Source organism: Brevibacterium sp. CFH 10365, assembly GCF_009299785.1.
In the GTDB taxonomy this organism is placed as follows: Bacteria; Actinomycetota; Actinomycetes; order Actinomycetales; family Brevibacteriaceae; genus Brevibacterium; species Brevibacterium limosum.
The window spans coordinates 1-21,457 of sequence record NZ_VIGO01000004.1 but is presented as its reverse complement, the minus strand read 5'-3'; the positions used below and the strand labels follow the sequence as shown (position 1 = coordinate 21,457).

The window sequence follows — 21,457 nt, the reverse complement described above, 5'->3', positions numbered from 1 at the left end:
CAACGAAGGATTGAGACCGTGAGCGCAGAAGCATTCGACACCGTCGACGTCATCGCCGCCAAGCGCGATGGCCGGGCCCTGAGCAAGGAGCAGACCGACTGGGTCATCGACGCCTACACCCGCGGCGCCGTCGCCGAAGAGCAGATGGCGGCCCTGGCCATGGCGATCTTCATCAACGATATGGAGCCGGAAGAGATCGCGCACTGGACGCAGGCGATGATCGACTCCGGTGAGCGCATGGACTTCTCGTCCCTGTCCCGACCCACCTCGGACAAGCATTCGACCGGGGGCGTCGGCGACAAGATCACCCTGCCCCTGGCCCCGCTCGTGGCGGTCTTCGATGTCGCCGTCCCTCAGCTGTCCGGTCGCGGTCTCGGACACACCGGAGGCACCCTGGACAAACTCGAATCGATTCCCGGCTGGCAGGCGGGACTGAGCAACGAGGCGATCGTCGATCAGCTCGACGACGTCGGCGCCGTCATCTGTGCGGCCGGAACCGGTCTCGCCCCGGCGGACAAGAAGCTCTATGCGCTGCGCGACGTCACCTCGACGGTCGACTGCATTCCGCTCATCGCCTCATCGATCATGTCGAAGAAGATCGCCGAAGGCACCGCCGGGCTCGTCCTCGACGTCAAGGTCGGATCCGGTGCGTTCATGAAAGACCTGACCAAGGCCCGCAAGCTCGCCCGGACGATGGTCGAACTCGGCAAGACCGCAGGCGTTCACACCTCGGCGCTGCTGACCGACATGTCCACCCCCTTGGGCCTGACCGTCGGCAACGCCCTCGAGGTCCGCGAATCCGTCGAGGTCCTCGCCGGTGGCGGACCCGCCGACGTCGTCGACCTCACCGTGGCCCTGGCCGAGGAGATGCTGCGCCTGGTCGGCAAGACCGACATCGATGTGCGAGCCGCCCTGGCCGACGGTCGCGCCATGGATAAATGGAAGCAGATGATCCGCGCCCAGCACGGTGACCCGGACGCCGCTTTGCCTGTGGCCGAACACACCGAGGTCGTCGCCGCCACCGAGTCCGGCGTGCTCACGAGACTCGATGCGCTGGGTGTCGGGGTGGCATCGTGGCGTCTCGGTGCCGGACGTGCCCGGAAGGAAGACCCGGTCCAGGACGTGGCCGGAATCGAACTCCACGCCAAACCCGGGGACATGGTCACGGCCGGTCAGCCGCTCATGACACTGCACACGGCCACCCCGGAACGCTTCGGACGGGCGATCGAAGCGCTGGAGACCGCGGTCGAGATCGGCGGGGACGCCGCCTCGGTGCCGGCGTCGATCATCTTCGACACGATCACCTGAGCCCGATCACACGCCGGAAGCACTGCCGTGCGGGCACCGACCTCACTACTCTGGAACCACAGCTCTAGAACCTGCACCACTCACCTTGGAGGAACCCATGACCAGCCGCACCGATGTCGCGAATATCATCGACCACACCCTGCTCAAGCCCGAAGCGACCCCCGCCGACGTCGATGCCCTCGTGGCGGAGGCGAAGGAGCTGGGCGTGCTCGCGATCTGCGTGTCGCCGTCCATGCTCCCGATCACCGATCCGGGTGAGCTCGTCGTGGCCACTGTCGTCGGATTCCCCTCCGGCCAGGTGAGGCCGGAGATCAAAGCCGCCGAGGCTGCTCAGGCCGTCGCCGACGGTGCCGCCGAGGTCGATATGGTCATCAACATCGGCCAGGCCGTCGCCGGGGACTTCGACGGACTCGAAGCCGAGGTCCGCGGCGTCGTCGAGGCCAGCGGGGACGCCCTGGTCAAGGTCATCATTGAATCCGCTGCCCTGACCGACGAGCAGATCGTCGAGGCCTGCCGGCGCTCGGAGGCCGCCGGTGCCGGATTCGTCAAGACGTCGACCGGTTTCCACCCGGCCGGGGGTGCCAGCGCTCATGCTGTGTCTCTCATGCGCGAGACCGTGGGCGACCGCCTGGGAGTGAAGGCCTCCGGCGGAATCCGCACCGCCGAGGCCGCCGAGGAGATGATCGCCGCCGGCGCGTCCCGCTTGGGCCTCTCCGGCAGCAGGTCCATCCTAGATTCCCTCTGATTGCTACCCAACGGCGGCCCAGCAACCTCGTGCGAGGTTGCTGAGCCGCCGTCAGGTAGTTCTGGGAGGGTTAGAGAGCGATGGCTTCCCGGATCTTAGTGACGGCTTTCTGCGCCGTTCGCTGTTTGATGAGGCCCTCTTTTGCATGGGCCGCGATCCCCAGAGCCGACTCTCTCCGGTCGAGTACGACGATGACGTAGGCCGGATTCATCGACGCGAAGCCTGAACCGATGACACCGCGGATGGTGACAACAGGGTCGTCGGTCGCAGGCGTGTGCGCGGACACCAGCTGAGTCACCTCGTTGAGAACGCGTTCGGTCTCATCCGGTGGAACTTCGATGACAGCGTGATGGGTTTCGGTCTTCAGCCGCTTCGCCGACCACTCGGCACCGAGTCGACCGGCACCGAAGACGCTGCTGCTTTCGCCCAGTGAACCCAGCAGGCCGGTCAGAACGGCGTCGACCTCTGGATCGTGAGGAACGTCCATCGTTACCGCCTTCTGATTCCCACGGGACCTTAATACTACGTGACGGCGGCCCAGCAACCTCGCGCGAGGTTGCTGGGCCGCCGTCAGGTAGTAATCAGAGGCCGAAGAAGGTTTTGAGCTCGGTGGTGATCGACGTCAAGCGTTCCTTGAGCGCCGGTTTGAGGGAGGCACTCGCCGAGGTGGCCGACAGTCGCACTCCGGCGCTGGCCGCCGCACGCGCGTCGGCGTCGGCCGCGGCCTGAAGCTCCGAAGGTTCGGCGACGACTTGGAGATAGCACTTGAGCTTCGGCTCCGTCCCCGACGGACGCACGATCACCCGAGAGTTCGATTCCGAGAGCAGCAGGATCCCATCGGTCGGCGGCAGACCTTCGTACCCGGCGGAAAGATCGTGGACCTCGGCCACACGGGAGCCAGCCAGTGTGGCCGGAGGATTCTCACGCAGCTTGGCCATCGCCGTGGCGATGAGGGAGACATCGTCGAGGCGGAAACTCAAGGGAGCGGTGGCAAAGTAGCCGTCGCGGCCCCGGATCCGGTCGAGCTCGGCCTCGATGCTGCTGTCCGCCGCCTTGAGACGCGAGGCCAGCGCTGCAAACGTCACGGCGGCAGAGATGCCGTCCTTATCGCGCACTGCAGCCGGATCGACGCAGTAGCCGAGTGCCTCTTCGTATCCGAAGACGAGTCCGGCCACGCGGGAGATCCACTTGAACCCGGTGAGCGTGTTCGCCGCAGCGAATCCGTGGCTGGCAGCCGCCGCCGCCAGGCCGCGGGAGGACACGATCGAGTTCGCGAACACCGGCGCAGTCGCTCCGTGCGCATGATGCGTACCATCGGCCAGTCGGTTCGCGGCATCCTCGCCCAGCAGCAGTCCCACCTCGTCGCCGGTCAGCTGTCGGTACCCGGTGGCTGCCGAGGCATCGGGGATGGCGGCGGAGAACCGGTCGGCATCCGGATCGTTGGCGATGATGAGTTCGGCACCGACCTCACGGGCCAGGGCGAACGACTCGTCGAGTGCCCCGGCTTCCTCCGGATTCGGGAACGACACCGTCGGGAAGTCCGGATCCGGGGCCTGCTGGGAAGCCACCGGGTGGAGGTTAGTGAAGCCGGTGCGGGTCAGCGCCGCCTCGGCGACTCCGGCACCGACACCGTGCAGTGAGGTCAGCACGATCGACAGATCCGACCCCGCGCGCACGTCCAAGGCATCGATGCGGGTCAGGTAGGTCTCGACGATCGACTCGTCGAGGTGGTCCCACCCGGATTCGGCACGCGGCACCGATTCCACGGATTCCACGGCTGCGATCTTCTCGGCGATGAGGGCATCGGCAGGGCTGACGATCTGAGCTCCGGCACCGGCCTGGGCCGCGGCCGGATCGGTTTCGATTGCCTGCAGGGGACGTTCGCCCAGGTAGACCTTGTAGCCGTTGTCGGTCGGTGGGTTGTGGCTGGCCGTGACCATGACGCCAGCGTCTGCCTCGAGATGCGACAGCGCGAAGGCGAGCAGCGGGGTCGGCAGCTGCTCGGGCAGCTGGATCGCGACTCCACCGGCGGCGGTGATGACAGCGGCGGTGTCCGCGGCGAACTCCGCGGACTTGTACCGGGCGTCGCAGCCGATGACGACGCGGAATCCCTCACCGACGGTCTCGGCGAGGAACGCGGACAGTCCGGCGGCGGCACGGATGACGACGGCCCGGTTCATCCGGTTCGGCCCTGCAGCGATCTCGCCGCGCAGACCGGCGGTGCCGAAGACGAGGGGGCCCGAGAATCGGTCCTCGAGATCGGCGATCGCCGCCTCGTCGCCGGTCTCGGCCTCGGCGAGGATGTGCTCCAACGAGGTGGCCGTCTGCGGGTCGGGGTCATCGGCGATCCAGGCGCGGACCACCTCGGCGTCGAATCCGGTCGTGAAACGGTCGGCTACGCGGGTCATATCGTCCTTCCTCAGAGCTTCGCGACGATGTCGGCGAGCAGACGGGAGATGCGCGGGGCCGCTGCGGCTCCGGCTTCGATGACCTCTGCATGGGAGAGCGGGGTCTCCTGGATACCGGCGGCGAGGTTCGTCACCAGCGAGATGCCCATGAGCTCGAGCCCGGCCTGACGTGCGGCGATGGCCTCCAACGTCGTCGACATGCCCACCAGGTCAGCGCCGAGGACCCCGGCCATGCGCACCTCGGCGGGGGTCTCGTAATGGGGTCCGCGGAACTGCGCGTACACTCCTTCGTCGAGCGTCGGGTCGATCTCCTTGGCGATGGCGCGCATGCGCGGGGAGTACAGATCGGTGAGATCGATGAAGTTCGCGCCCTCGATCGGGGAGGTCCCGGTGAGGTTGATGTGGTCGGAGATGAGCACCGGGGTGCCGGGCGCCCAGTTGCGGTTGAGCCCGCCGCAGCCATTCGTCAGCACGAGCGAGGCGCAGCCGGCCGCGGCCGCGGTGCGCACTCCGTGGGAGACCGCGCGCACACCCTTGCCCTCGTAGTAATGGGTGCGCGATCCGAGGACGAGCGCATGTTTGCCGCTGGCTTCGATCCGCACCGTGCGCAGGGTCGCACCGTGACCCTCGACCGCGGGAGCGTGGAAACCGGGGACTTCCGCCGCGGAGATCTCGGCGACGGTCTCGCCGAGGAGGTCCGCCGCCCCGCCCCAACCGGAGCCGAGGACGAGAGCGATGTCATGCGTTTCGATGCCCGCGTTCGCGTTGAGGGTCGTGGCCGCGGCGTGCGCGGCGGCGGTAGGATCGCTTAAGTCAGTCATGACGCCAAGATTATCAAGTTCCCCACCGCCCAAGGAGCGAGCACATGCCGATTCGAGAGCTGAACGACGGTGACGATCTGCGCCTGAATGAGGTGTTCGCCGACGCGACCACCCCGGCCGGTCATATGGCCAGGTCCCTGTTCCGTCCGTCCTCGGATTCGCCGTTGATCCGCTCCGTCATCGCCGAGGTGGTCCCCGACGTTCCCGTCGGAGCCGCCGCGATCGCCGAATCCCCGCTGCACCCCTACCGGGCGTGGGTCCACGTCGAGGTGGCCGCCGAGGAGCAGGGGCAGGGTCAGGGGCGCGAACTGTTCGAGGCAGTGTGCGCGGAGACGCGGGGAACCGCGCTCGAGGGACTCGATCTGCGGGCCCGTGTGCAGGCCGGCAGCCCGGGCGAAGGCTTCGCTCGGGCGCTCGGCTTCACCTCGCTGACGACGACCCGCGTGATCAAGGTCCCCGCCGGTGCTCTGCCGCCGGCCGGAGGCGGTCGTGCCGAGGACCTCGAGATCGTGGCGACGGGTTCGGTGAAGCTGACGAAGGCGTTTCTTGACTGGTACACCGCCGTCAACCGTGACGATGCCGTCGGTCCGCTGACCATCGGACAGGTGAACAGCGCCTTCCTCTCCGAGGCGGCCGGAGCTCATGGTGCCGCGCTGCTGAATGGTGCGGCCGGAACCGCCGAGGCGGGTGGGCTCAGTGCCTTCGCCGTGTCCTATGCCAGGGAAGCCGATGAGACCGCCGGTGCCGTGCCGTCGGCCGGTGAGCCGGGCGCCGGTACGGGGGCAGGTCAGCAGGGTGCCGGTCAGGGCGAGGGCCGGGCCGTCGTCGATCAGGCCGTGGAGGAAGCCCCGACCGAACTCATCCTCGGCTCGATGTTCGAGACCCGCGATGATGCCGCGGACACGACCGGCGAGGACTTCGCCGCTGCGGTCGCGGATGCCGAACTTCTGCTGGCCCGACTGTCGGTCGACGCCGATGTCGTCATCGAGGTCACGAGCGGAATGCCTGTGATCTCGGCACTCGCGGATCGTCTGCTCGAGATGGGCACGGCCACCGAGCTCTACCGTTATGAGACGCTGTCGGGACCTCCGGCCGACGCAAGCTGATTCAGGCTCGACTCTCGTCGGCGGTGAAGAGCCGGACAGGTCGAGCCTGGTCCTCGGTGACGAACCAACCCGTCCCCGGCAGGCCGTCGAGCGGGGCCTGTCGCACCAGCCCGAGCCCGGTGAGATCCTGCCTGGTGTGCACACCGAGCACGAGCAGGGGCCCGAGATTCTGCGCATTGGCCAGAGGCGAACCATAGCTGGGAGTGAACCGTGTCGGCACGGTGAGCACATGGAAGCGGCCATCGAGCAGATCCCAGTCGACAGGTTCTGGCTCGCGGTGGGCATCATCGTGGACGGCGATTCCTCCGAAATCGCCCACGAGAGCCGCGAACTCGGTTTTGCCGCTCTGCGGTGAACCGCGAACCGTGAGAACTGAGCCGTCTCGCAGGGGATTCCACGTGACGAGGTCGCCGAAGGCGTCGACGCCGACGGGGACGACGTCGGAAGAGGTGATGGCGTCGAGCGGATCGCCGCCTGCTCTCGATCGGACGGGAAGCGGCGGTCCGACGAGTCCCGTCCAGCGCGGCGCGAAACCTTCCCGGAGGAGCTTTTCGGGGAAGGCCTCGCCGAGGATGGATTGTTCTTGCCCAGGTTCGGGACGTGTGCTCTGTGCCGCGGCAGCGGGCACGAACTGCACATCGGCTCCGTCCCCGCCGGCGGCCTGCACGCGGGGCCCGCGGATGACGGCGCGAAAGTCCGGCCAGGTACCGGCGAATCGCTGCCGGCTGAGTCCGACGCTCGTCCCGTCTTCGCCGGCCTCGGGCGGGAAGATGATCTTGGTGGCGAACCGAGAGCTCCTGCTCGTCATGTTCCGGCATCCGGCGAGCAGGAAAACGAGATCCGATCCGGCACCGTGTCCGAGCAGACGTTCGGCGCGTTCGGCCCAGTAGTGATCGAGCGAGTCGACGAATTCGGCCCAATTGCTGCACACGAGCAGGCTCGGCGGGTGGCGGTGCGTCCCCGAAGCTGGTTGTGTGCCGGAGCCGGCACAGTCCTGCGACATCTTGACAGTGCCCATTCCTGCGGTGAGATGGTCGAGGATCGCCTGAATCTGCCAGCCAGTGTTCATTCCGCAGCTGATCTCGGCCCAGTCGAGGGCCGCAGCGATCCTGCCTATTGCGATGATCCGCCGGGTCCGAGCACTCGCCCGTGCCATATTCACGAGCACGTGTTCCATGGTTTCTGGGCTGCCCCCTGTGAGGATCGTCGAACCGTCGACATCCGGGTCGAAGGTCCACGTCTGCTGCCGCTGTTCCGTGGGAACATCGATGATCCCCGTGACCGTCCCGGCCGGCTCCTCTCGTGGTCTGGCCCTCATCTCGTCCGGTTCGGGCAACGGCGGCAACACCACCCGTCGCCGCTGCCCGTTGAACGAAGGATTCTCAGCCACCTCGTCGGCCCCGGCCACAGCACCGTTTTCGGCGGCACCACCGTTTCCGGCCTGGGTGCTGTCCTCGGTCGCTGCGATGATGTTGTCGATGTGCACTCCTTCCACCCCGGCGGGCAGCGACGGAATCGGTCCCCGACCCCAGGGCCGCACACGGGGACGGAGGGCCGCCTCGGTGTGGGTGTCATGTCCGAACGGCACGGCCACGCGGAACCGAGTGACGCTGATCCCGGAGTCCAGGCAGGCGGCACCGGGCTTGTCCGCGGGCAGAAAGGCGGCCGCCTCGGTGCCGATGACGTCGAAGGAATCGGTCTCATCGCGCACCCGCAGGCAGACGCGGATGTTGATATTCGCCTTCATCTGGCCGGTCACGACTCCCATGGGTCGCTGAGTGGCGAGAATGAGGTGGACACCGAGGGATCTGCCCAGAGCGGTGAGGTGTTCAAGCAGGTCAGCGGCGCGCGGATGGCTGGCCATCAGCGCATGGAACTCATCGATGACGACAATGAGTCGTGGGGGCGGATCGGTCAGATCGGCGACATCGGCGCACCCGTGCTCGGCCAGCAGCCGTTCACGGTGGGTGATCTCGGCACGCACCGAGACGAGGGCGCGGAAGGCGAGCCCGGAATCGAAATCATCGAGCACGCTGTCGGTGTGCGGCAGATCCTGCAGCGGTGCGAACGTGGCCCCGCCCTTGAAATCGATGAGGACGAACCGCAGTCGCCGAGGCGGCTGCGCCAGGGCCATCGCCAGCAGCCATGTCTGGAGGAGCAGGGATTTTCCGCTGCCGGTGGTGCCGGCGACGAGAGCGTGGGGCCCGTCGGCGAAGAGATCGATTCCGACCTCGCCGTCGGTTCCGCGGCCGATCATCACCGGTCCCGAGACGGGCCGAGACCATCGTGCTCTGATGGCCTCGGGCGCATGGTCGCAGAGTTCGCCGAGTCCGTGGTCGGGCCAGGCTCGGGGTCCGGTTTCGGCACTGAGCCGGCGGTGGAGAGTGACGAATCGGGCGGCGGGCATGAGGGCGGCGGTGAGCGCCCGCCCGGGCACCGGGCCGCCGGGTGCGGTCGATGCAGCGGTGCGTGCCTGCGCGAGACTGCCCACCGTCATCGAGACAGTGGAGCCGGAATGCGGGGCGGCGAGGGTGAGCACGGCGGGCTGGGTCGCCTCGTCGAGGGTGATCGCAATGGGATCATCGACGTTGTTGCCGGGGCCGGACTCTGACCGAGCCGTGTTCGAGGTACGGTCGCCGAAGAACTCGGTGCCGGCCAGTTCCGGCAGCAGTGCGAGTTCGGGGCCCGGCTGCCAGCTGAACCGACGATCAGCCAGCCATGCGAAGGCCATGGTGCGCAAGACGGCGGGTGACCCGCTGACGGTGACCGTCGTCGTTCGCGGATCGATGCGGATTGGCATATCAGCGAAGACGACTCGACCGTCGACGTGGTCGGTTCCGTCCTGCAGCTGTTCGTCGATGGTGAGGTCGCTGAAGACCGTCCCGAACCCGATGCACAGACCGGGGGAGGAGAGGACCGCGCGCCGGTGCGTCCCTTCGAGGTGGCGCAGCCGTGTGCGCGCCTCGTCCAGGGCATCGTCACGCTCGAGTCGGCATTGTACGCTGTCGCGGGTGAAGCGCTTCTTCTCCACCAGGTAGGCGACCCATCCGGAGAGCGGGGCGGAAACGCTGAAGAGTAGGAACCACCACATTCCGGTGACCACGGCCAGCACCACGCCGATGCCCACGGGGATGAGGAACGTCCACCACTGTGGGGGCCTGGCCGGTCGGGGATCGTCGATCGTCTTCGGTGTGACATGCGTGTCGTCGCTGCGGTGCAGCGGCGGGGACCGGATCGGCGGAGGCGAACCAGCGGCCGAGGATGAAGCGCGCGCGGATGAGCTGTCTGCTGTGCCCGGTGCGAGCACGCTCGCACCCATTTGGACTGCGGGCCGGGCGCTTGTGGCGTCGAGGCACAGCGGCTGAGGGGTGCGTGAGATGCAGGGGTCGATGACGGTCAGGCAATCGGCGTGGGGCAGCCGGGACAGGCGGGCGCGTCGCGGGTCGAGTGTCAGAGTGAAGCCCGAGTCCGGCCCTGCCAGGACGGACACGGCCGACAGTTCGGAGTCGGCCGAGGTGTCGGTGGTGCGCAGAGAATCCGCCCCGACGACGGTGATGGGGTTGAGCTTCTGCCAGTGGCCCCAGCTGATCGACTCAAGACTGTGGCCCTCGAGCCGGTTGCCGACAGCGAGGTCCCTGTGCGTCAGCTCCGATCCGAAGACAGACCGGAAGACGTGGAGTGCCGGTTGGCCTGGTTCGGCTTCGACGCTGGTGCTCGTGACTTTTCCGTTCGTCTCGATGTGGTGGATGAGTCCCAGGGTTCTCATGAGCACAGATTCGCCGCGGCAACGTGGTTCGGGCAAGAGGCGAAGAAGGGCCTGTGGACACGGTGCGGCCATCCACAGTCGCAGAATGATTGAGTGGGGTGCGGGTCCACAGGAATCGGTGTCGGAGCCGACCGGGGCTGTCAGTCGAGGCGGAGGGCGCCCCGGGCGTAGGCGGTGGCTCGGAGGTCGATGAGCCCGGGCACGAACGGTGAGAGCAGCGCCGGTGAGTAGCGAGCCTCGATGCGGATGCGCACCGAATGCGTCCCATCGGCATCGGCGCTCAGGCGCAGATTGTGCATGTTCTTCGGATTCTGGACTGAGCCGAGGTATCGGCCGGCGGCTCGTTTGGCCGCGGGAGGTGAGAACACGAGACCGGGTTCGTCACCGGGAGCCGGTTCGAACGAGTCCGAGGCCGCCAGGGCCGCAGAATCAGCAAGCCCCTGCAGCTCACGGCGGGCCATATGCAGATCGGTCAGGGCCGCGATGAGGAATGCCAGCAGCAAGGCGATGACGACGAAGCCGATGGCCAATGGGGTGATCGACCCGGCATCCGCGCCATGGGATATCTGCGATTCCTCGGTCCGCTCCGAATCGTGGTTCCCTGTGGTCGGCATGTCAGCGACGACCTGTGGCGACGACGTCGGTGTGGTTCGCACGCAGGGTGATGTGCGGTGACCGGTCGGAGCCGAAGAGGAGTGGGAACCCGGGCAGCGACACTTTCGTCTCGACACGCGCGGTGACGAGGGATCCGGCTTGTCCACAGGGTCCGGTGCACGAGTAGGTGATGGAAGTCGGCGCATCACGCAGTCCGAAGTCCGCGAAATGCATCTTCGCAACGGCGTGGGCACGAGCCTCTGACGGGTTCGCATCGCGAGCGGCGATTCGGGAGGCCGACATGGCCGCCGAGGTGGTCGCGTAGCTGGCGGCCTGCATCTGGGAGAGGGTGAGCATGAGGTAGATGACCGGAATGAGCAGGACGATGGAGGCGAAGATGAACTCGATGACCGCAGTTCCTTCATCTGCGTCGTCGGGCGCGACACCCCGACCGGACTCGGACTCAGTCACGGTCGACATCCTCGACGATGGACCGTCCGCGCAGGTCCCAGATCTCGACCGGTCCCCACAGTCCGAGGACGGGGAGCGGGGTCTTCACTCGCACCTCGACGATCTCGACGACACCGCGTTGTGACGTCGTGACGGTGACTTTTCGGGCATAGCGCTCGCCCACGGATACTCGGATGAGGTCGCGTGTGAGCTCCTGCCCGTCGCGTGGAGTCTGATCGGCCAGGCTCGCCTGCCTCGCTCCGGCGATGGCGGAGTCGATGACCGTGTTCCTGACGTGGATGACGAGACCGATCTGCAGCGCCCCGGCCAAGATGAGGGCCAGCAGGGAGGCGATGAGGGCGAACTCGGCGACGGCCGATCCCGAATCGCTGCGCTCGCCTGCGACCGGTGCCGAGGAGGCCATCATCCGGCTGCCCCGTTCCGTCTCGTCATCTCCGGTCACAGCCTGGTCACCCGGCCCCGCGGACCTTGTTCATCGCGTCTTGGAACATCGAGGTGAAGGCTTCGCCGGCCAGTGCCCACAGCGCGACCACCAGGCCCGCGGTCATCAGGGTGATGAGGACCCACCCGGGCACGTCCCCGCGGTCGGGCCGGTCGACATCGGAGGCCAGCTTCGGCTCGGTGCCGTGGTCGGCCGCCTCGGCGATGGTGGTTCCTCCTCGCGGAGGGGGCCCGGGGATCAGCCCGAGCATGAGCGGGACGAGGCGATAGGTGAACTGGCGGAACATCGTGTCTCCTTCATCGGCGAGGTCGAGGGTTCGATCCGCGTGGTCATTGGTGCGGGCTGGGCCGTTGGTGCGGGCTGGGTCGTTACGGACTGAGGTCGAGGACGGTCAGGGACGGGAAGACGGCGAAGATCACGGTGACGGGAAGGACGAAGACGACAACAGGAATGAGCATCCCGATCTCCTTCTTCCCGGACAGTTCGAGCAGCCTCCTCCGGGACTGTTCGCGCACGTCAGCGGCTTGGGAGCGCAGCACTTCGGCCAGTGGGGTGCCGCGTGTCATGGAGACGGCGAGACCGTCGACGAACTGGACGATCTCGGGGATGGCGATGCGTGTGGCCATCGCGTCGAGCGCTTCGACCAGCGGAGTCCCGGTGCGAGTGGCGGCCAGGGCCGCGCGGAGTTCGTCGATGAGGTCACCGGAGCAGGTGCGGCACACCCGTTCGAGAGCCTCAACGATCCCCTCACCGGCGGTGATGGACAGTGCCAGGAGTTCGGCGACGGTGGGGAATTCGGCGAGCACACGGGATTCGTGGCGGGCGATGGCTTGGCTGAGTCGCCAATCGTTGAAGACGTGGCCGGCGATGCCGCCGCTGATGACGAGGACGAGGGTGACGATGGGGGAGAACCCGCGCTGTGCCGACAGGGCCCCGGCCAGGCCGCCGGCGACGATCATCCCGACGAGGATGCTCAGCACCTGGCTGATGCGGAAGCGCTCGATCGTGGCAATCCCGCCGAGGCGGTCGATGCGCAGCCGCAGAGTCGCATCCGTGGTGATGCGCGAGGTCACCCACAGCGTCGAGCTGACCAGCCATGACTTCACCAGACCCCAGAATCCCTCCGTACGCGGGGTCGGAGGAGCATAGATATCGACCAAGGATTCCTGATCCCGCAGATAGGGTGCGATCCGCGACGACAGCGTCGGCCGGCGCAGCGGCGGGAGGGAGAGGACGAAGACACACAGTGCGAAGCCGTTGAAGAGTCCGAGGGTCAGGATGGGCAGAGGTCCGCCGAGGAGGCTCATGCCGCGCGCCCGTCCACATCGTGCTCGATGCCGGTTGCGAATCCGCCGCTGGTGCCGCCGTCGCCGCCGAAGCGTCGGTGGGCGGCGCTGAGCGAGGATCCCTCGATGACCCGGGGTTCGGCCGGGAGCCGACCGATGCGCTTCATCGCCTGGTACGCCAGCAGGGAGACGATGAAGCCCGCGGCCAGGAGGATCAGCCCGGTTCGGGAGTTGTACGCCACGGCCGTTTCGGGCCGGGTCGACAGGAACGCGAGCACCACCCACGGTGCGGCGACGGCCAGTCGGGCGCCGTTGACCGTCCACTGCTGCCGAGCAGAGAGCTCGTTGCGGGTCCGAGCGTCATCACGGACGAACTGCGCCAGGGCCCGCAGCATGGTGCCCAGATCGCTGCCGCCGACCTGCCGGGTGACGCTGAGCGCGACGACGATGCGGTCGGCCACCGGGTCGGCGCTGACTTGTCGGAACCGCTCCAATGCCAGGGCGAAGGAGCCGCTGGCCCGGTATTCCTCGGCGAAGACTTCGAACAGCGGTCGCAGCGGTTCGGGTCCGCGATGGGCCAGCGAACTCAGTGCTTCGGGCAGGGACAGGCCCGCACGGACTCCGGAATTGAGGTGGTCGAGGGTTTCGGGCCACAGCTCTCGCCGCATCACCTGTCGGCTGCGTGCCCGATGCTGCAGTGCTCGGTGAGGCAGCCAGGAGGCGAAGAGACCGAAGCACAGGGCGATCGCCCACGAACCGGTGAGCACCGTCGATACGACCGTCACGAGGCAGAACGCCGCAATCGAGATGAGCACCAGGTGGGCCGGCCGCAGCCGCGGGAATCCGGCCCCGGTGAGCATGTCGTCGAGCTCGCGCACCCATCGCGACTGCGTCCGTCTGCTCTGCGGCCGCTGCCACAGCGACATCCACATGAGGAACAGCCCCGCCCCGAGGCAGGCACCGATGAGCAGAGCGGACTGCGAATAGCTCACGCCGCCTCCAGAATGGAGTGGAGATCGCGACCGATGCCGGCAAACCGCTCGCCGAGGTGGCCGAACCCCTGACCGCGGATGAGCTGTCCCCGTGGCGAATGGAAGATCGTGTCGAGTTCGACGACGTCGCCTTCGACCCCGCCGGGCACTGCGCAGATCTCATCGACCCGTCGCACCCCGGAGGGGTCCCGCCGCAGGTGGACGACGACGTCGAGGCTGACGGCGACGGTGGGGACGACGAACGCTGATGATATGTTCGCTCCTGCCAGCAGGGGCAGGGTGCAGATCTTCGTGATCGCCGCGCGAGCGGAGTTGGCGTGCAGCGTCGACATTCCTGCGAGACCCGAATTCAATGCGATGAGCATGTCGAGGCTCTCGGCCTCTCGGACCTCGCCGACGATGATCCGGGTCGGCCGCATCCGCAGAGCCTCCTTGACCAGGGCGCGGAGAGTGACCTCGCCGGTGCCTTCCAGCGACGGCTGCCGGCACTGCATGGGCACCCAGTCGCGACTGGGCAGGTTGAGTTCGAAGACCTCTTCACAGGAGATCGTGCGTTCCCGCGCCGGAATCGACCCGGCCAAGGCGTTGAGCATCGTGGTCTTGCCCGCTTGAGTCGCTCCGGAGACGAGGATGTTCGCCCCGCACGCCACGGCGGCGTCGAGGAACTCGGCGGCACCGGGAGTCAGTGATCCATGAGCGACGAGGTTGGCGAGATTGCGGGGCCGGGCGATGAACTTGCGGATATTCACGGCCGGATGAGTGCGAGTGATATCGGGCAGCACAACATGCAGCCGGGATCCGTCGGGCAGAATGGCGTCGACAAAAGGCTGGGAGAGATCGACGCGGCGACCCGAGGTCCGCAGCATCCGCTCGATCAGGTCGTCGAGCTCGCCCGAGCTCAGTTTCGTCGTCGTCAATTGGTGGATTCCGTCGGCGGCGATGAAGACCTCGCTGGGCGAGTTGACCCAGATCTCCTCGACGTGCGGATCATCGAAATAGTCCTGCAGCGCACCGAAACCCGACAGTTGATTGTCGATATGGCGGAAGGTCGCCTCTTTGTCTTCGAGCAGGGGAAGATCAGCGACGAGACTGCGCTCATCGTACTCGGCGATGACGGTGCGAATGAGCTCGCGAGAGCGCTGGGTATCGGCGCGGGGATCCACATCGAGATCTCTGATCCGCTTGTGAACCTCACTGGTGATGACTTCGGTGGCTTCCACTCTGAACCCTTGCCCGATCATTCAATTGACAGCGTGATTTGCTGTTTAACCTATCTGTAGTCGAATGAAGAATCTAGTGAATTCCCAAATCTGTGGATAACTCCGAACGGGTTTCGCAAATGCTCATCGTGTAGTTTCATGAATGTCATTGTGGCGGTTTTCGTCTTGCGTGAGGGTCGGTTTCGGTCTATATTTTGCTCACCGATCTTCAGTGGAAGCCATGTGAGCCGCGCCGCCGGCGGGATGAATCAGATCTCCCGCCGGCGGCGCTTTTTGACCTATAACCCACCGGCGCGGAGGTCTGTGCCCCTGCTCGGAAACGAGCTGCGTTAGGGCGAGGCGGATCGGGCCGCGGCTGCCGAGCCTCGGTTGCGGTACGGAAAATCTCAAATTCTACAACGCGTAGAAATATGCGCGCGAGTCCGCGTAACGTCGAAACCGCACGAAGAACAGCGACCTGGAAAGGCCGTTCCAGCTGCGCGGCGAACATGCGCCGCAAAAGGAGCAGAAGTGATCTCCCAACCCGCACTCACTGTCGTGAAGGACACCCTCCCCGTCATCGGTTCCGCCATCGGTGACATCACCCCGGTCTTCTACGACCGGATGTTCACCGCCCGACCCGACCTGCTGCGCGATCTATTCAACCGCGGCAACCAGGCGCAGGGCGAGCAGCAGAAGGCACTGGCCGGCGCGATCGCCGCCTATGCGAGCCTGCTCGTGTCCGAAGATGCACCGAACATCGATGCGATGATGAGCCGGATCGCGAACAAGCACGCCTCCCTGGGCATCACCGAAGACCAGTACCCGATCGTCTGCGAGCACCTCTTCGCCGCCATCGGCGAAGTCCTCGGCGATGCGGCCACCCCTGAGATCGTCGACGCCTGGACCGAGGTCTACTGGGATATGGCGCACACGCTCATCCGCGCCGAGCGGGAGCTCTACGCCCGCCACGAGGTGTCACCGGGCGAGGTCTGGAACGCTCTCCTCGTCACCCGCCGCCGGCAGGAATCCCCGAACACCGTCAGCCTTGTGCTCTCCCGCCCCGACGGCGGAGTGCTGCCGAAGGCCAGGCCGGGCCAGTACGTCTCCGTCCAGGTCGAGCTGCCCGACGGCGCGCATCAGATTCGTCAGTACAGCCTCACCCGGGCCACCTCACGTGAGTCCTGGACCATCACCGTCAAGGCCGAGCCCGGTCGCGCCGCGGCCGGCATCCCCGCAGGTGAGGTGTCGAACTTCATCCACGGCAACGTCTTCGAAGGCGACAGAATCCGGTGCTCACTGCCATACGGCGACCTCGTCGTCGAAGACGCCGAGACCCCATTGCTGCTCGTGTCCGCCGGCATCGGCTGCACCCCGATCCTCGGCGCGCTCAACGACCTCGTGTCCAAGGAGTCCCAGCGCCCCGTCACCGTCCTCCACGCCGACCAGTCGATGGCCGCTCATGCCCACCGGCAGGAGATGGCGCAGCTGGTCGATCAGCTGCCGGGCGCGAGGATGCACCATTGGTACGAACAGCTCGGTGCCCGGTCGACGACCGAGACCATCCACGAAGGTTTCATCGACCTCGCCGAGGTGGACGTGGCCGCCGACGCGCAGGTCTACCTGTGCGGCCCGCCCCCGTTCATGAAGGCCGTGCGCCGCGGACTCGACGAACTCAATGTCCCGGCGGGCAATATCCACTTCGAGGTGTTCGGCCCCGACACCTGGGCCGCCGTGCCCGAGATGCAGCCGGCCTGAGACTGAGGGGCGATCCGGAAGATTGTGCAGATGCGCGCCGAGGTGGCCCCACCTCGGCGCGCATCCCTCGGTTCCGGCCAGGCCGCGGACATGCACTAGAATCGGATCATTATGGCCACCACTGATTACTCTTCTGAAATCGCCAACCTCCGCCAGACGTACAAAGCGATTCTCGACGTGTCCGATCTGGACAATCTGCGCGACGAGGTCGCCGAGCTCACGGAGCAGGCGTCGTCGCCGACATTCTGGGATGATCCCGATTCGGCTCAGAAGATCTCGGCCAAGCTCTCTCACAAACAGGGCACCCTGGAGAAGCTCGAGAAGTTCGGTGAGCGCATCGACGATGCCGAACTGCTCGTCGAGATGTCTCAGGACGAAGGCGATGCGGACTCGCTCGAAGAAGCCGACCGTGACATCAGGAAGCTGCGCGATCAGCTGGCCGAACTCGAGATCTCGACCCTGCTCAGCCACGAATACGATGAGCGCTCCGCCGTTGTGACCGTACGCTCCGGCGCTGGCGGCGACGACGCGACAGACTGGGCACAGATGCTCACCCGCATGTACATCCGATGGGCGGAGAACCGCGGCTACAACGTCCAGGAACTCGACACCTCCTACGCCGAAGGTGCGGGAGTGAAGTCCGCGACGATCCAGATCAACGCCCCCTACGCCTATGGCACGCTGTCCGTCGAGGCCGGCACGCACCGGCTCGTGCGCATCAGCCCGTTCGACAACCAGGGACGTCGCCAGACTTCCTTCGCCGCCGTCGAGGTGGTCCCGCTCATCGAGTCCACCGACCATGTCGAGATCGATGAGAACGATCTGCGCATCGACGTCTACCGGTCTTCGGGCCCCGGCGGACAGTCGGTGAACACCACGGACTCGGCCGTGCGCATCACTCACGTGCCGACAGGTGTGGTGGTGAGCATGCAGAACGAGAAGTCCCAGATCCAGAACCGCGAGGCTGCGATGCGCGTCCTCCAGTCGCGTCTGCTCGACCTCAAGCGCAAGGAAGAGGCGGCGCAGAAGAAGGAGCTGGCCGGCGACATCAAGGCCAGCTGGGGCGATCAGATGCGCTCCTACGTCACGCACCCGTACCAGATGGTCAAGGACCTGCGCACCGGCTACGAGGTCAACAACCCCTCGGCTGTCTTCGACGGTGACCTCGACGGACTCATCGAGGCCGGCATCCGCTGGCGCAAGGAACAGGAGATGGCCGAAGAGGCCGACGACTGAGCCTCTGGCAGCTTTCTTTCCGCGGCCTGCCAGGCCACCCGTCGGCAGCCAGCCTGCCTGCAGGGAGCTGGCCTGTCCACCGTGCATCCGCTCCGCTGCCCGTCTGCGGTCGATTCACCGAGGCGATTCGCCCATTTTGGCTGTACCCCCTTGGCGAATCGACCACAAACGCGACGTGAGGATGCCAGCTCGCGTCATATCCTGATTCGCAGGGAAGTAAATGTCGATTTTCACCGCCGAAACCAACATTTGCTTCCCTGCGAATTCCGGATTCGCCGAGGAGGCCGGACCCCGACCCCGGCTGTACGGCCCAGCCCTGTTGAGTGACCCGCACACCGAGGAAGCCGGAGACTGAGCCCGACTGTGAACTTCATCAGATCGCAACACACGCCCAGTCGCCTCCCCGAACATCACGGAACTGTTACGTACAGTGGAAACGGCCGAGCCACCCGCAACATGATTGAAGACCGACTTGATCAGATTCGACTCCGTTTCGAAGTCCTACGACACACGTTCCCGCAGAGCACTCGACGACATCTCGTTCGAGGCTGACCGCGGGGAATTCGTGTTCCTCGTCGGGGCCTCCGGTTCGGGAAAGTCCACGGTCATCCGACTCATTCTGCGCGAAGAGGTCCCCAGCGCCGGACGCATCCACATCGCCGGAAAATCCGTGGTGAAGATGCCCAGCTGGAAGGTCCCCTACCTGCGGCGGGGGATCGGCACAGTGTTCCAGGACTTCCGCCTGCTGCCGAACAAGACCGTGTTCGCCAATGTGGCCTTCGCCCTCCAGGTGATCGGGAAGTCCCGCGCTGCCATGTCGACGCTCGTTCCCGACGTCCTCGAGACCGTGGGCCTGGCCGGCAAGGAGAAGCGCTATCCCAGTGAACTCTCCGGCGGCGAGCAGCAGCGTGTGGCCATCGCCCGCGCTGTGGTCAACAAGCCCGGAATCCTGCTCGCCGACGAGCCGACGGGCAACCTCGACCCGGCGACGAGCGCCGACATCATGAACGTGCTCGAGAAGATCAACCGCAACGGCACCACCGTGCTCATGGCCACCCATGACGGAGAGATCGTCAACCGGATGCGCCGGAGGGTCATCGAACTGCGAGAAGGCGAAATCGTCCGCGACGTCGAAGAAGGCACCTACGGAGTCGCCTCATGAGGGCCGGTTTCATCCTCTCCGAGGTCTGGTCGGGCCTGCGTCGCAACTTCTCCATGGTCATCTCCGTGGTGCTCGTGACCTTCGTGTCCCTCCTCTTCGTCGGTGCCGCGATCCTGCTGCAGATGCAGGTCGGGCAGATGAAGGACTTCTGGTACGACCGCGTTCAGGTCTCCGTGTTCCTGTGCCCGCCTGATTCAGAGGCGACGAACTGCGTCGACGGTGAGGTCACCGGAGATCAGAAGGACCAGATCCGGGGCGAACTCGAAAGCTCCGAGCTCGCTCCCTATGTCGACAAGGTCTACTTCGAGGACAAGACCGAGGCCTACGAGCACTTCCAGGATCAGTTCAAGGGCACCAGCCTCGAGGGCACCGTGCCCAAGGACGAGATGAACGAGTCCTTCCGGGTCAAACTCAAGGACGCCGAGAAGTACGACATCATCAAGGAGACGTTCTCCTCCACCCCCGGTGTGGAAGAGGTCGTCGACCAGAACCAGCTGCTCGACCGCCTGTTCGGTGTGCTCAACATCGCGACCATCGTGGCGATCGCGATCGCCGGCATCATGCTGCTGTGCGCGATGCTGCTCATCGCCACCACCATCCGACTCTCCGCGTTCTCCAGACGCAGGGAGACCGGCATCATGCGTCTGGTCGGTGCGTCGAACACCTTCATCCAGATGCCGTTCCTGCTCGAGGGCGTCATCGCCTCGGCCATCGGTGCGACCCTGTCCTCCGGTGCCCTGGGGCTGCTCGTCCACTTCGGAGTCAGCGGATGGCTGCAGTCGCAGGCCACCGGATTCAGCCTCATCTCCGGCTGGGACGTCCTCCTCATCGCTCCCGTGCTCATCATCATCGGGGTGCTCATGGCCGGAGCTTCGTCGCTGATCACGTTGAACAAGTACACGAAGGTCTGAGATGAGACACAGACTCGGACTGGTCATCACGGCAGCCGCACTGGCGGTGCTCATGCCGGTCACCTCGGTGGTGGCTGACCCGCGCGATGACAAGAGCGAGGTCGACGAACGCGTCAAGGAGCTCCAGCAGGAGTTCGAGGGCCTCGACGAGGACCTCGCACGTGTCATCGCCGAACGCGATGCCGCACAGGAGAAGCTGCCGGATGCCGAAGCGGAATCGAAGGCCGCTGATGATGCGCTGGCTGAGGCGATCGAGAAAGATGAGGACATGGCTGCGCGCCTGACCTCGGCGGAGAACGCGCAGACGGACCTCAAGGACACGATCAGATCCGGCACGGAGGAGATCGACAAGCACAAGACCTCGGCGGCGCGCATCGGGCGACAGGCGTACCAGAACTCGGGCATCACCTCCGATCTGGCGATGCTTCTGCAGATGGCCGAGGGCACGAGCGCCGACGGCGGAATCGGACGTGTCGACTCGGCGGTGCGGTCTCAGCAGCGCACGATCGACAAGCTTTCCGAACAGCGGGCGCTGAACAAGAACAATGAAGAGCGGCTCTCGGGCGTGACCGATAAGATCTCCGACCTCAAGGACGAAGCCGCCGAGGCGGTGGTGGCCAAGGAGGCCGCGCAGGTCGACGCGAAGAAGAAGGCCGACAGCCTCAACGACCTCATCTCCACGAAGGACGATGCGGAGAAGACGATCTCCGACAACAAGGACAAGACGGAGAAGCAGCTGGCCGATGAGAAGGCCGAGCAGGATCGGTTGGCCGAGAAGGTCCGGGAGTGGGAGAAGGAGCAGGAGAAGAAGGGCAAGTTCGTCTTCGGTGACGGAGTCCTGGCCAACCCGGCCAAGGGCTACCCGACGACGTCTCCGTTCGGATACCGCGTCCACCCGATCACCGGCGCACGCAAACTGCACACGGGAATGGACTTCGGTGTGCCCTGTGGTACCCCGATCCGTTCGGCCGGCGACGGCATCGTCGTCACCTCCGGTTGGACCGGCGGCTACGGCAACCGCGTCGTCATCTCCCACGGCAAGATCAAGGGCAAGTCGATCGCGTCGACCTACAACCACAACACGAAGCTCAAGGTCCACGACGGACAGAGGGTCAAGAAGGGCGACATCATCTCGTACTCCGGCACGACGGGAGCTTCGACCGGTTGCCACCTGCACTTCGAGATCATGGAGAACGGCGGCTACGTCGACCCCAAACCCTTCATCTTCTAATTGCTACTGTGAGTATTGATA

General features: G+C 65.9%; 19 protein-coding genes. 8 read left to right on the top strand and 11 right to left on the bottom strand.

Going from position 1 to position 21,457, the window contains the following annotated elements:
• Positions 1 to 18: 18 nt before the first annotated feature.
• Both FHG09_RS08755 and deoC read left to right on the top strand, forming a co-directional pair.
• Entirely contained in the window at positions 19 to 1,308 is a 1,290-nt protein-coding gene (locus FHG09_RS08755; RefSeq protein ID WP_152347290.1) for a thymidine phosphorylase, read from the top strand.
• A 97-nt stretch (positions 1,309 to 1,405) separates the two neighbouring features.
• On the top strand, positions 1,406 to 2,053 hold the full coding sequence (gene deoC / locus FHG09_RS08750; RefSeq protein ID WP_152347289.1) for a deoxyribose-phosphate aldolase: 648 nt from the start codon (positions 1,406 to 1,408) through the stop codon (positions 2,051 to 2,053).
• 70 nt (positions 2,054 to 2,123) lie between these two features.
• Here deoC and FHG09_RS08745 read toward each other — a convergent pair whose 3' ends face one another.
• The 3 genes from FHG09_RS08745 to FHG09_RS08735 form a co-directional block, all read right to left on the bottom strand.
• On the bottom strand, positions 2,124 to 2,540 hold the full coding sequence (locus tag FHG09_RS08745) for a hypothetical protein (protein WP_152347288.1): 417 nt from the start codon (positions 2,538 to 2,540) through the stop codon (positions 2,124 to 2,126).
• 94 nt (positions 2,541 to 2,634) lie between these two features.
• A complete protein-coding gene (locus FHG09_RS08740; protein WP_152347287.1) occupies positions 2,635 to 4,461 on the bottom strand; it encodes a phospho-sugar mutase in 1,827 nt (608 codons plus the stop codon).
• An 11-nt stretch (positions 4,462 to 4,472) separates the two neighbouring features.
• Positions 4,473 to 5,282: a purine-nucleoside phosphorylase gene (locus FHG09_RS08735; RefSeq protein ID WP_152347286.1), complete on the bottom strand. Its 810-nt coding sequence runs from the start codon at positions 5,280 to 5,282 to the stop codon at positions 4,473 to 4,475.
• Between the two features lie 44 nt (positions 5,283 to 5,326).
• On the opposite strand from FHG09_RS08735, the gene FHG09_RS08730 reads away from it, so the two are divergent.
• Positions 5,327 to 6,388, top strand: a complete 1,062-nt coding sequence (locus FHG09_RS08730) for a GNAT family N-acetyltransferase (RefSeq protein WP_152347285.1) — start codon at positions 5,327 to 5,329, stop codon at positions 6,386 to 6,388.
• A gap of 1 nt (position 6,389) precedes the next feature.
• Here FHG09_RS08730 and FHG09_RS08725 read toward each other — a convergent pair whose 3' ends face one another.
• From FHG09_RS08725 to FHG09_RS08690, 8 genes are all read right to left on the bottom strand, one after another.
• Entirely contained in the window at positions 6,390 to 10,154 is a 3,765-nt protein-coding gene (locus FHG09_RS08725; RefSeq protein WP_193627330.1) for an FtsK/SpoIIIE domain-containing protein, read from the bottom strand.
• A 140-nt stretch (positions 10,155 to 10,294) separates the two neighbouring features.
• Positions 10,295 to 10,768, bottom strand: coding sequence for a pilus assembly protein TadG-related protein (locus FHG09_RS08720; RefSeq protein ID WP_152347283.1), 474 nt, complete (start codon positions 10,766 to 10,768; stop codon positions 10,295 to 10,297).
• A gap of 1 nt (position 10,769) precedes the next feature.
• Positions 10,770 to 11,219 (bottom strand): hypothetical protein, encoded by a 450-nt coding sequence (locus FHG09_RS08715; RefSeq protein WP_227492644.1) that lies wholly within the window; start codon positions 11,217 to 11,219, stop codon positions 10,770 to 10,772.
• Positions 11,212 to 11,661 (bottom strand): TadE/TadG family type IV pilus assembly protein, encoded by a 450-nt coding sequence (locus FHG09_RS08710; RefSeq protein ID WP_227492643.1) that lies wholly within the window; start codon positions 11,659 to 11,661, stop codon positions 11,212 to 11,214. Before FHG09_RS08710 ends, FHG09_RS08715 begins: the two co-directional genes overlap by 8 nt.
• A gap of 7 nt (positions 11,662 to 11,668) precedes the next feature.
• Positions 11,669 to 11,947 (bottom strand): hypothetical protein, encoded by a 279-nt coding sequence (locus FHG09_RS08705; RefSeq protein WP_227492704.1) that lies wholly within the window; start codon positions 11,945 to 11,947, stop codon positions 11,669 to 11,671.
• Positions 11,948 to 12,029: 82 nt separating this feature from the next.
• Positions 12,030 to 12,968, bottom strand: a complete 939-nt coding sequence (locus tag FHG09_RS08700; RefSeq protein ID WP_152347281.1) for a type II secretion system F family protein — start codon at positions 12,966 to 12,968, stop codon at positions 12,030 to 12,032.
• Positions 12,965 to 13,939, bottom strand: a complete 975-nt coding sequence (locus FHG09_RS08695; RefSeq protein ID WP_152347280.1) for a type II secretion system F family protein — start codon at positions 13,937 to 13,939, stop codon at positions 12,965 to 12,967. Before FHG09_RS08695 ends, FHG09_RS08700 begins: the two co-directional genes overlap by 4 nt.
• Positions 13,936 to 15,159: a CpaF family protein gene (locus tag FHG09_RS08690; RefSeq protein ID WP_152347279.1), complete on the bottom strand. Its 1,224-nt coding sequence runs from the start codon at positions 15,157 to 15,159 to the stop codon at positions 13,936 to 13,938. Before FHG09_RS08690 ends, FHG09_RS08695 begins: the two co-directional genes overlap by 4 nt.
• Before the next feature lie 510 nt (positions 15,160 to 15,669).
• On the opposite strand from FHG09_RS08690, the gene FHG09_RS08685 reads away from it, so the two are divergent.
• The 5 genes from FHG09_RS08685 (at position 15,670) to FHG09_RS08665 (ending at position 21,436) form a co-directional block, all read left to right on the top strand.
• Complete coding sequence (locus tag FHG09_RS08685) at positions 15,670 to 16,896, top strand: globin domain-containing protein (RefSeq protein ID WP_152347278.1); 1,227 nt, start codon at positions 15,670 to 15,672, stop codon at positions 16,894 to 16,896.
• Between the two features lie 111 nt (positions 16,897 to 17,007).
• On the top strand, positions 17,008 to 18,132 hold the full coding sequence (gene prfB, locus FHG09_RS08680) for a peptide chain release factor 2 (RefSeq protein WP_152347277.1): 1,125 nt from the start codon (positions 17,008 to 17,010) through the stop codon (positions 18,130 to 18,132).
• A gap of 472 nt (positions 18,133 to 18,604) precedes the next feature.
• Positions 18,605 to 19,294 (top strand): cell division ATP-binding protein FtsE, encoded by a 690-nt coding sequence (gene ftsE / locus FHG09_RS08675; RefSeq protein ID WP_152347276.1) that lies wholly within the window; start codon positions 18,605 to 18,607, stop codon positions 19,292 to 19,294.
• Positions 19,291 to 20,205: a permease-like cell division protein FtsX gene (gene ftsX, locus FHG09_RS08670; protein WP_152347275.1), complete on the top strand. Its 915-nt coding sequence runs from the start codon at positions 19,291 to 19,293 to the stop codon at positions 20,203 to 20,205. The genes ftsE and ftsX overlap by 4 nt, the downstream gene beginning before the upstream one ends.
• Before the next feature lies 1 nt (position 20,206).
• The gene (locus FHG09_RS08665; RefSeq protein WP_152347274.1) at positions 20,207 to 21,436 is read left to right on the top strand and encodes a peptidoglycan DD-metalloendopeptidase family protein; all 1,230 of its coding nucleotides are present in this window, start codon (positions 20,207 to 20,209) and stop codon (positions 21,434 to 21,436) included.
• Positions 21,437 to 21,457: the final 21 nt, after the last annotated feature.

Bases quoted from the DNA above. Each gene is read 5' to 3' on its own strand.
- deoC (WP_152347289.1), top strand. From the start codon at position 1,406: ATGACCAGCCGCACCGATGTCGCGAATATCATCGACCACACCCTGCTC.
- FHG09_RS08745 (WP_152347288.1), bottom strand. From the start codon at position 2,540: ATGGACGTTCCTCACGATCCAGAGGTCGACGCCGTTCTGACCGGCCTG.
- FHG09_RS08740 (WP_152347287.1), bottom strand. From the start codon at position 4,461: ATGACCCGCGTAGCCGACCGTTTCACGACCGGATTCGACGCCGAGGTG.
- FHG09_RS08735 (WP_152347286.1), bottom strand. From the start codon at position 5,282: ATGACTGACTTAAGCGATCCTACCGCCGCCGCGCACGCCGCGGCCACG.
- FHG09_RS08730 (WP_152347285.1), top strand. From the start codon at position 5,327: ATGCCGATTCGAGAGCTGAACGACGGTGACGATCTGCGCCTGAATGAG.
- FHG09_RS08725 (WP_193627330.1), bottom strand. From the start codon at position 10,154: ATGAGAACCCTGGGACTCATCCACCACATCGAGACGAACGGAAAAGTC.
- FHG09_RS08720 (WP_152347283.1), bottom strand. From the start codon at position 10,768: ATGCCGACCACAGGGAACCACGATTCGGAGCGGACCGAGGAATCGCAG.
- FHG09_RS08705 (WP_227492704.1), bottom strand. From the start codon at position 11,947: ATGTTCCGCCAGTTCACCTATCGCCTCGTCCCGCTCATGCTCGGGCTG.
- FHG09_RS08700 (WP_152347281.1), bottom strand. From the start codon at position 12,968: ATGAGCCTCCTCGGCGGACCTCTGCCCATCCTGACCCTCGGACTCTTC.
- prfB (WP_152347277.1), top strand. From the start codon at position 17,008: ATGGCCACCACTGATTACTCTTCTGAAATCGCCAACCTCCGCCAGACG.
- ftsX (WP_152347275.1), top strand. From the start codon at position 19,291: ATGAGGGCCGGTTTCATCCTCTCCGAGGTCTGGTCGGGCCTGCGTCGC.
- FHG09_RS08665 (WP_152347274.1), top strand. From the start codon at position 20,207: ATGAGACACAGACTCGGACTGGTCATCACGGCAGCCGCACTGGCGGTG.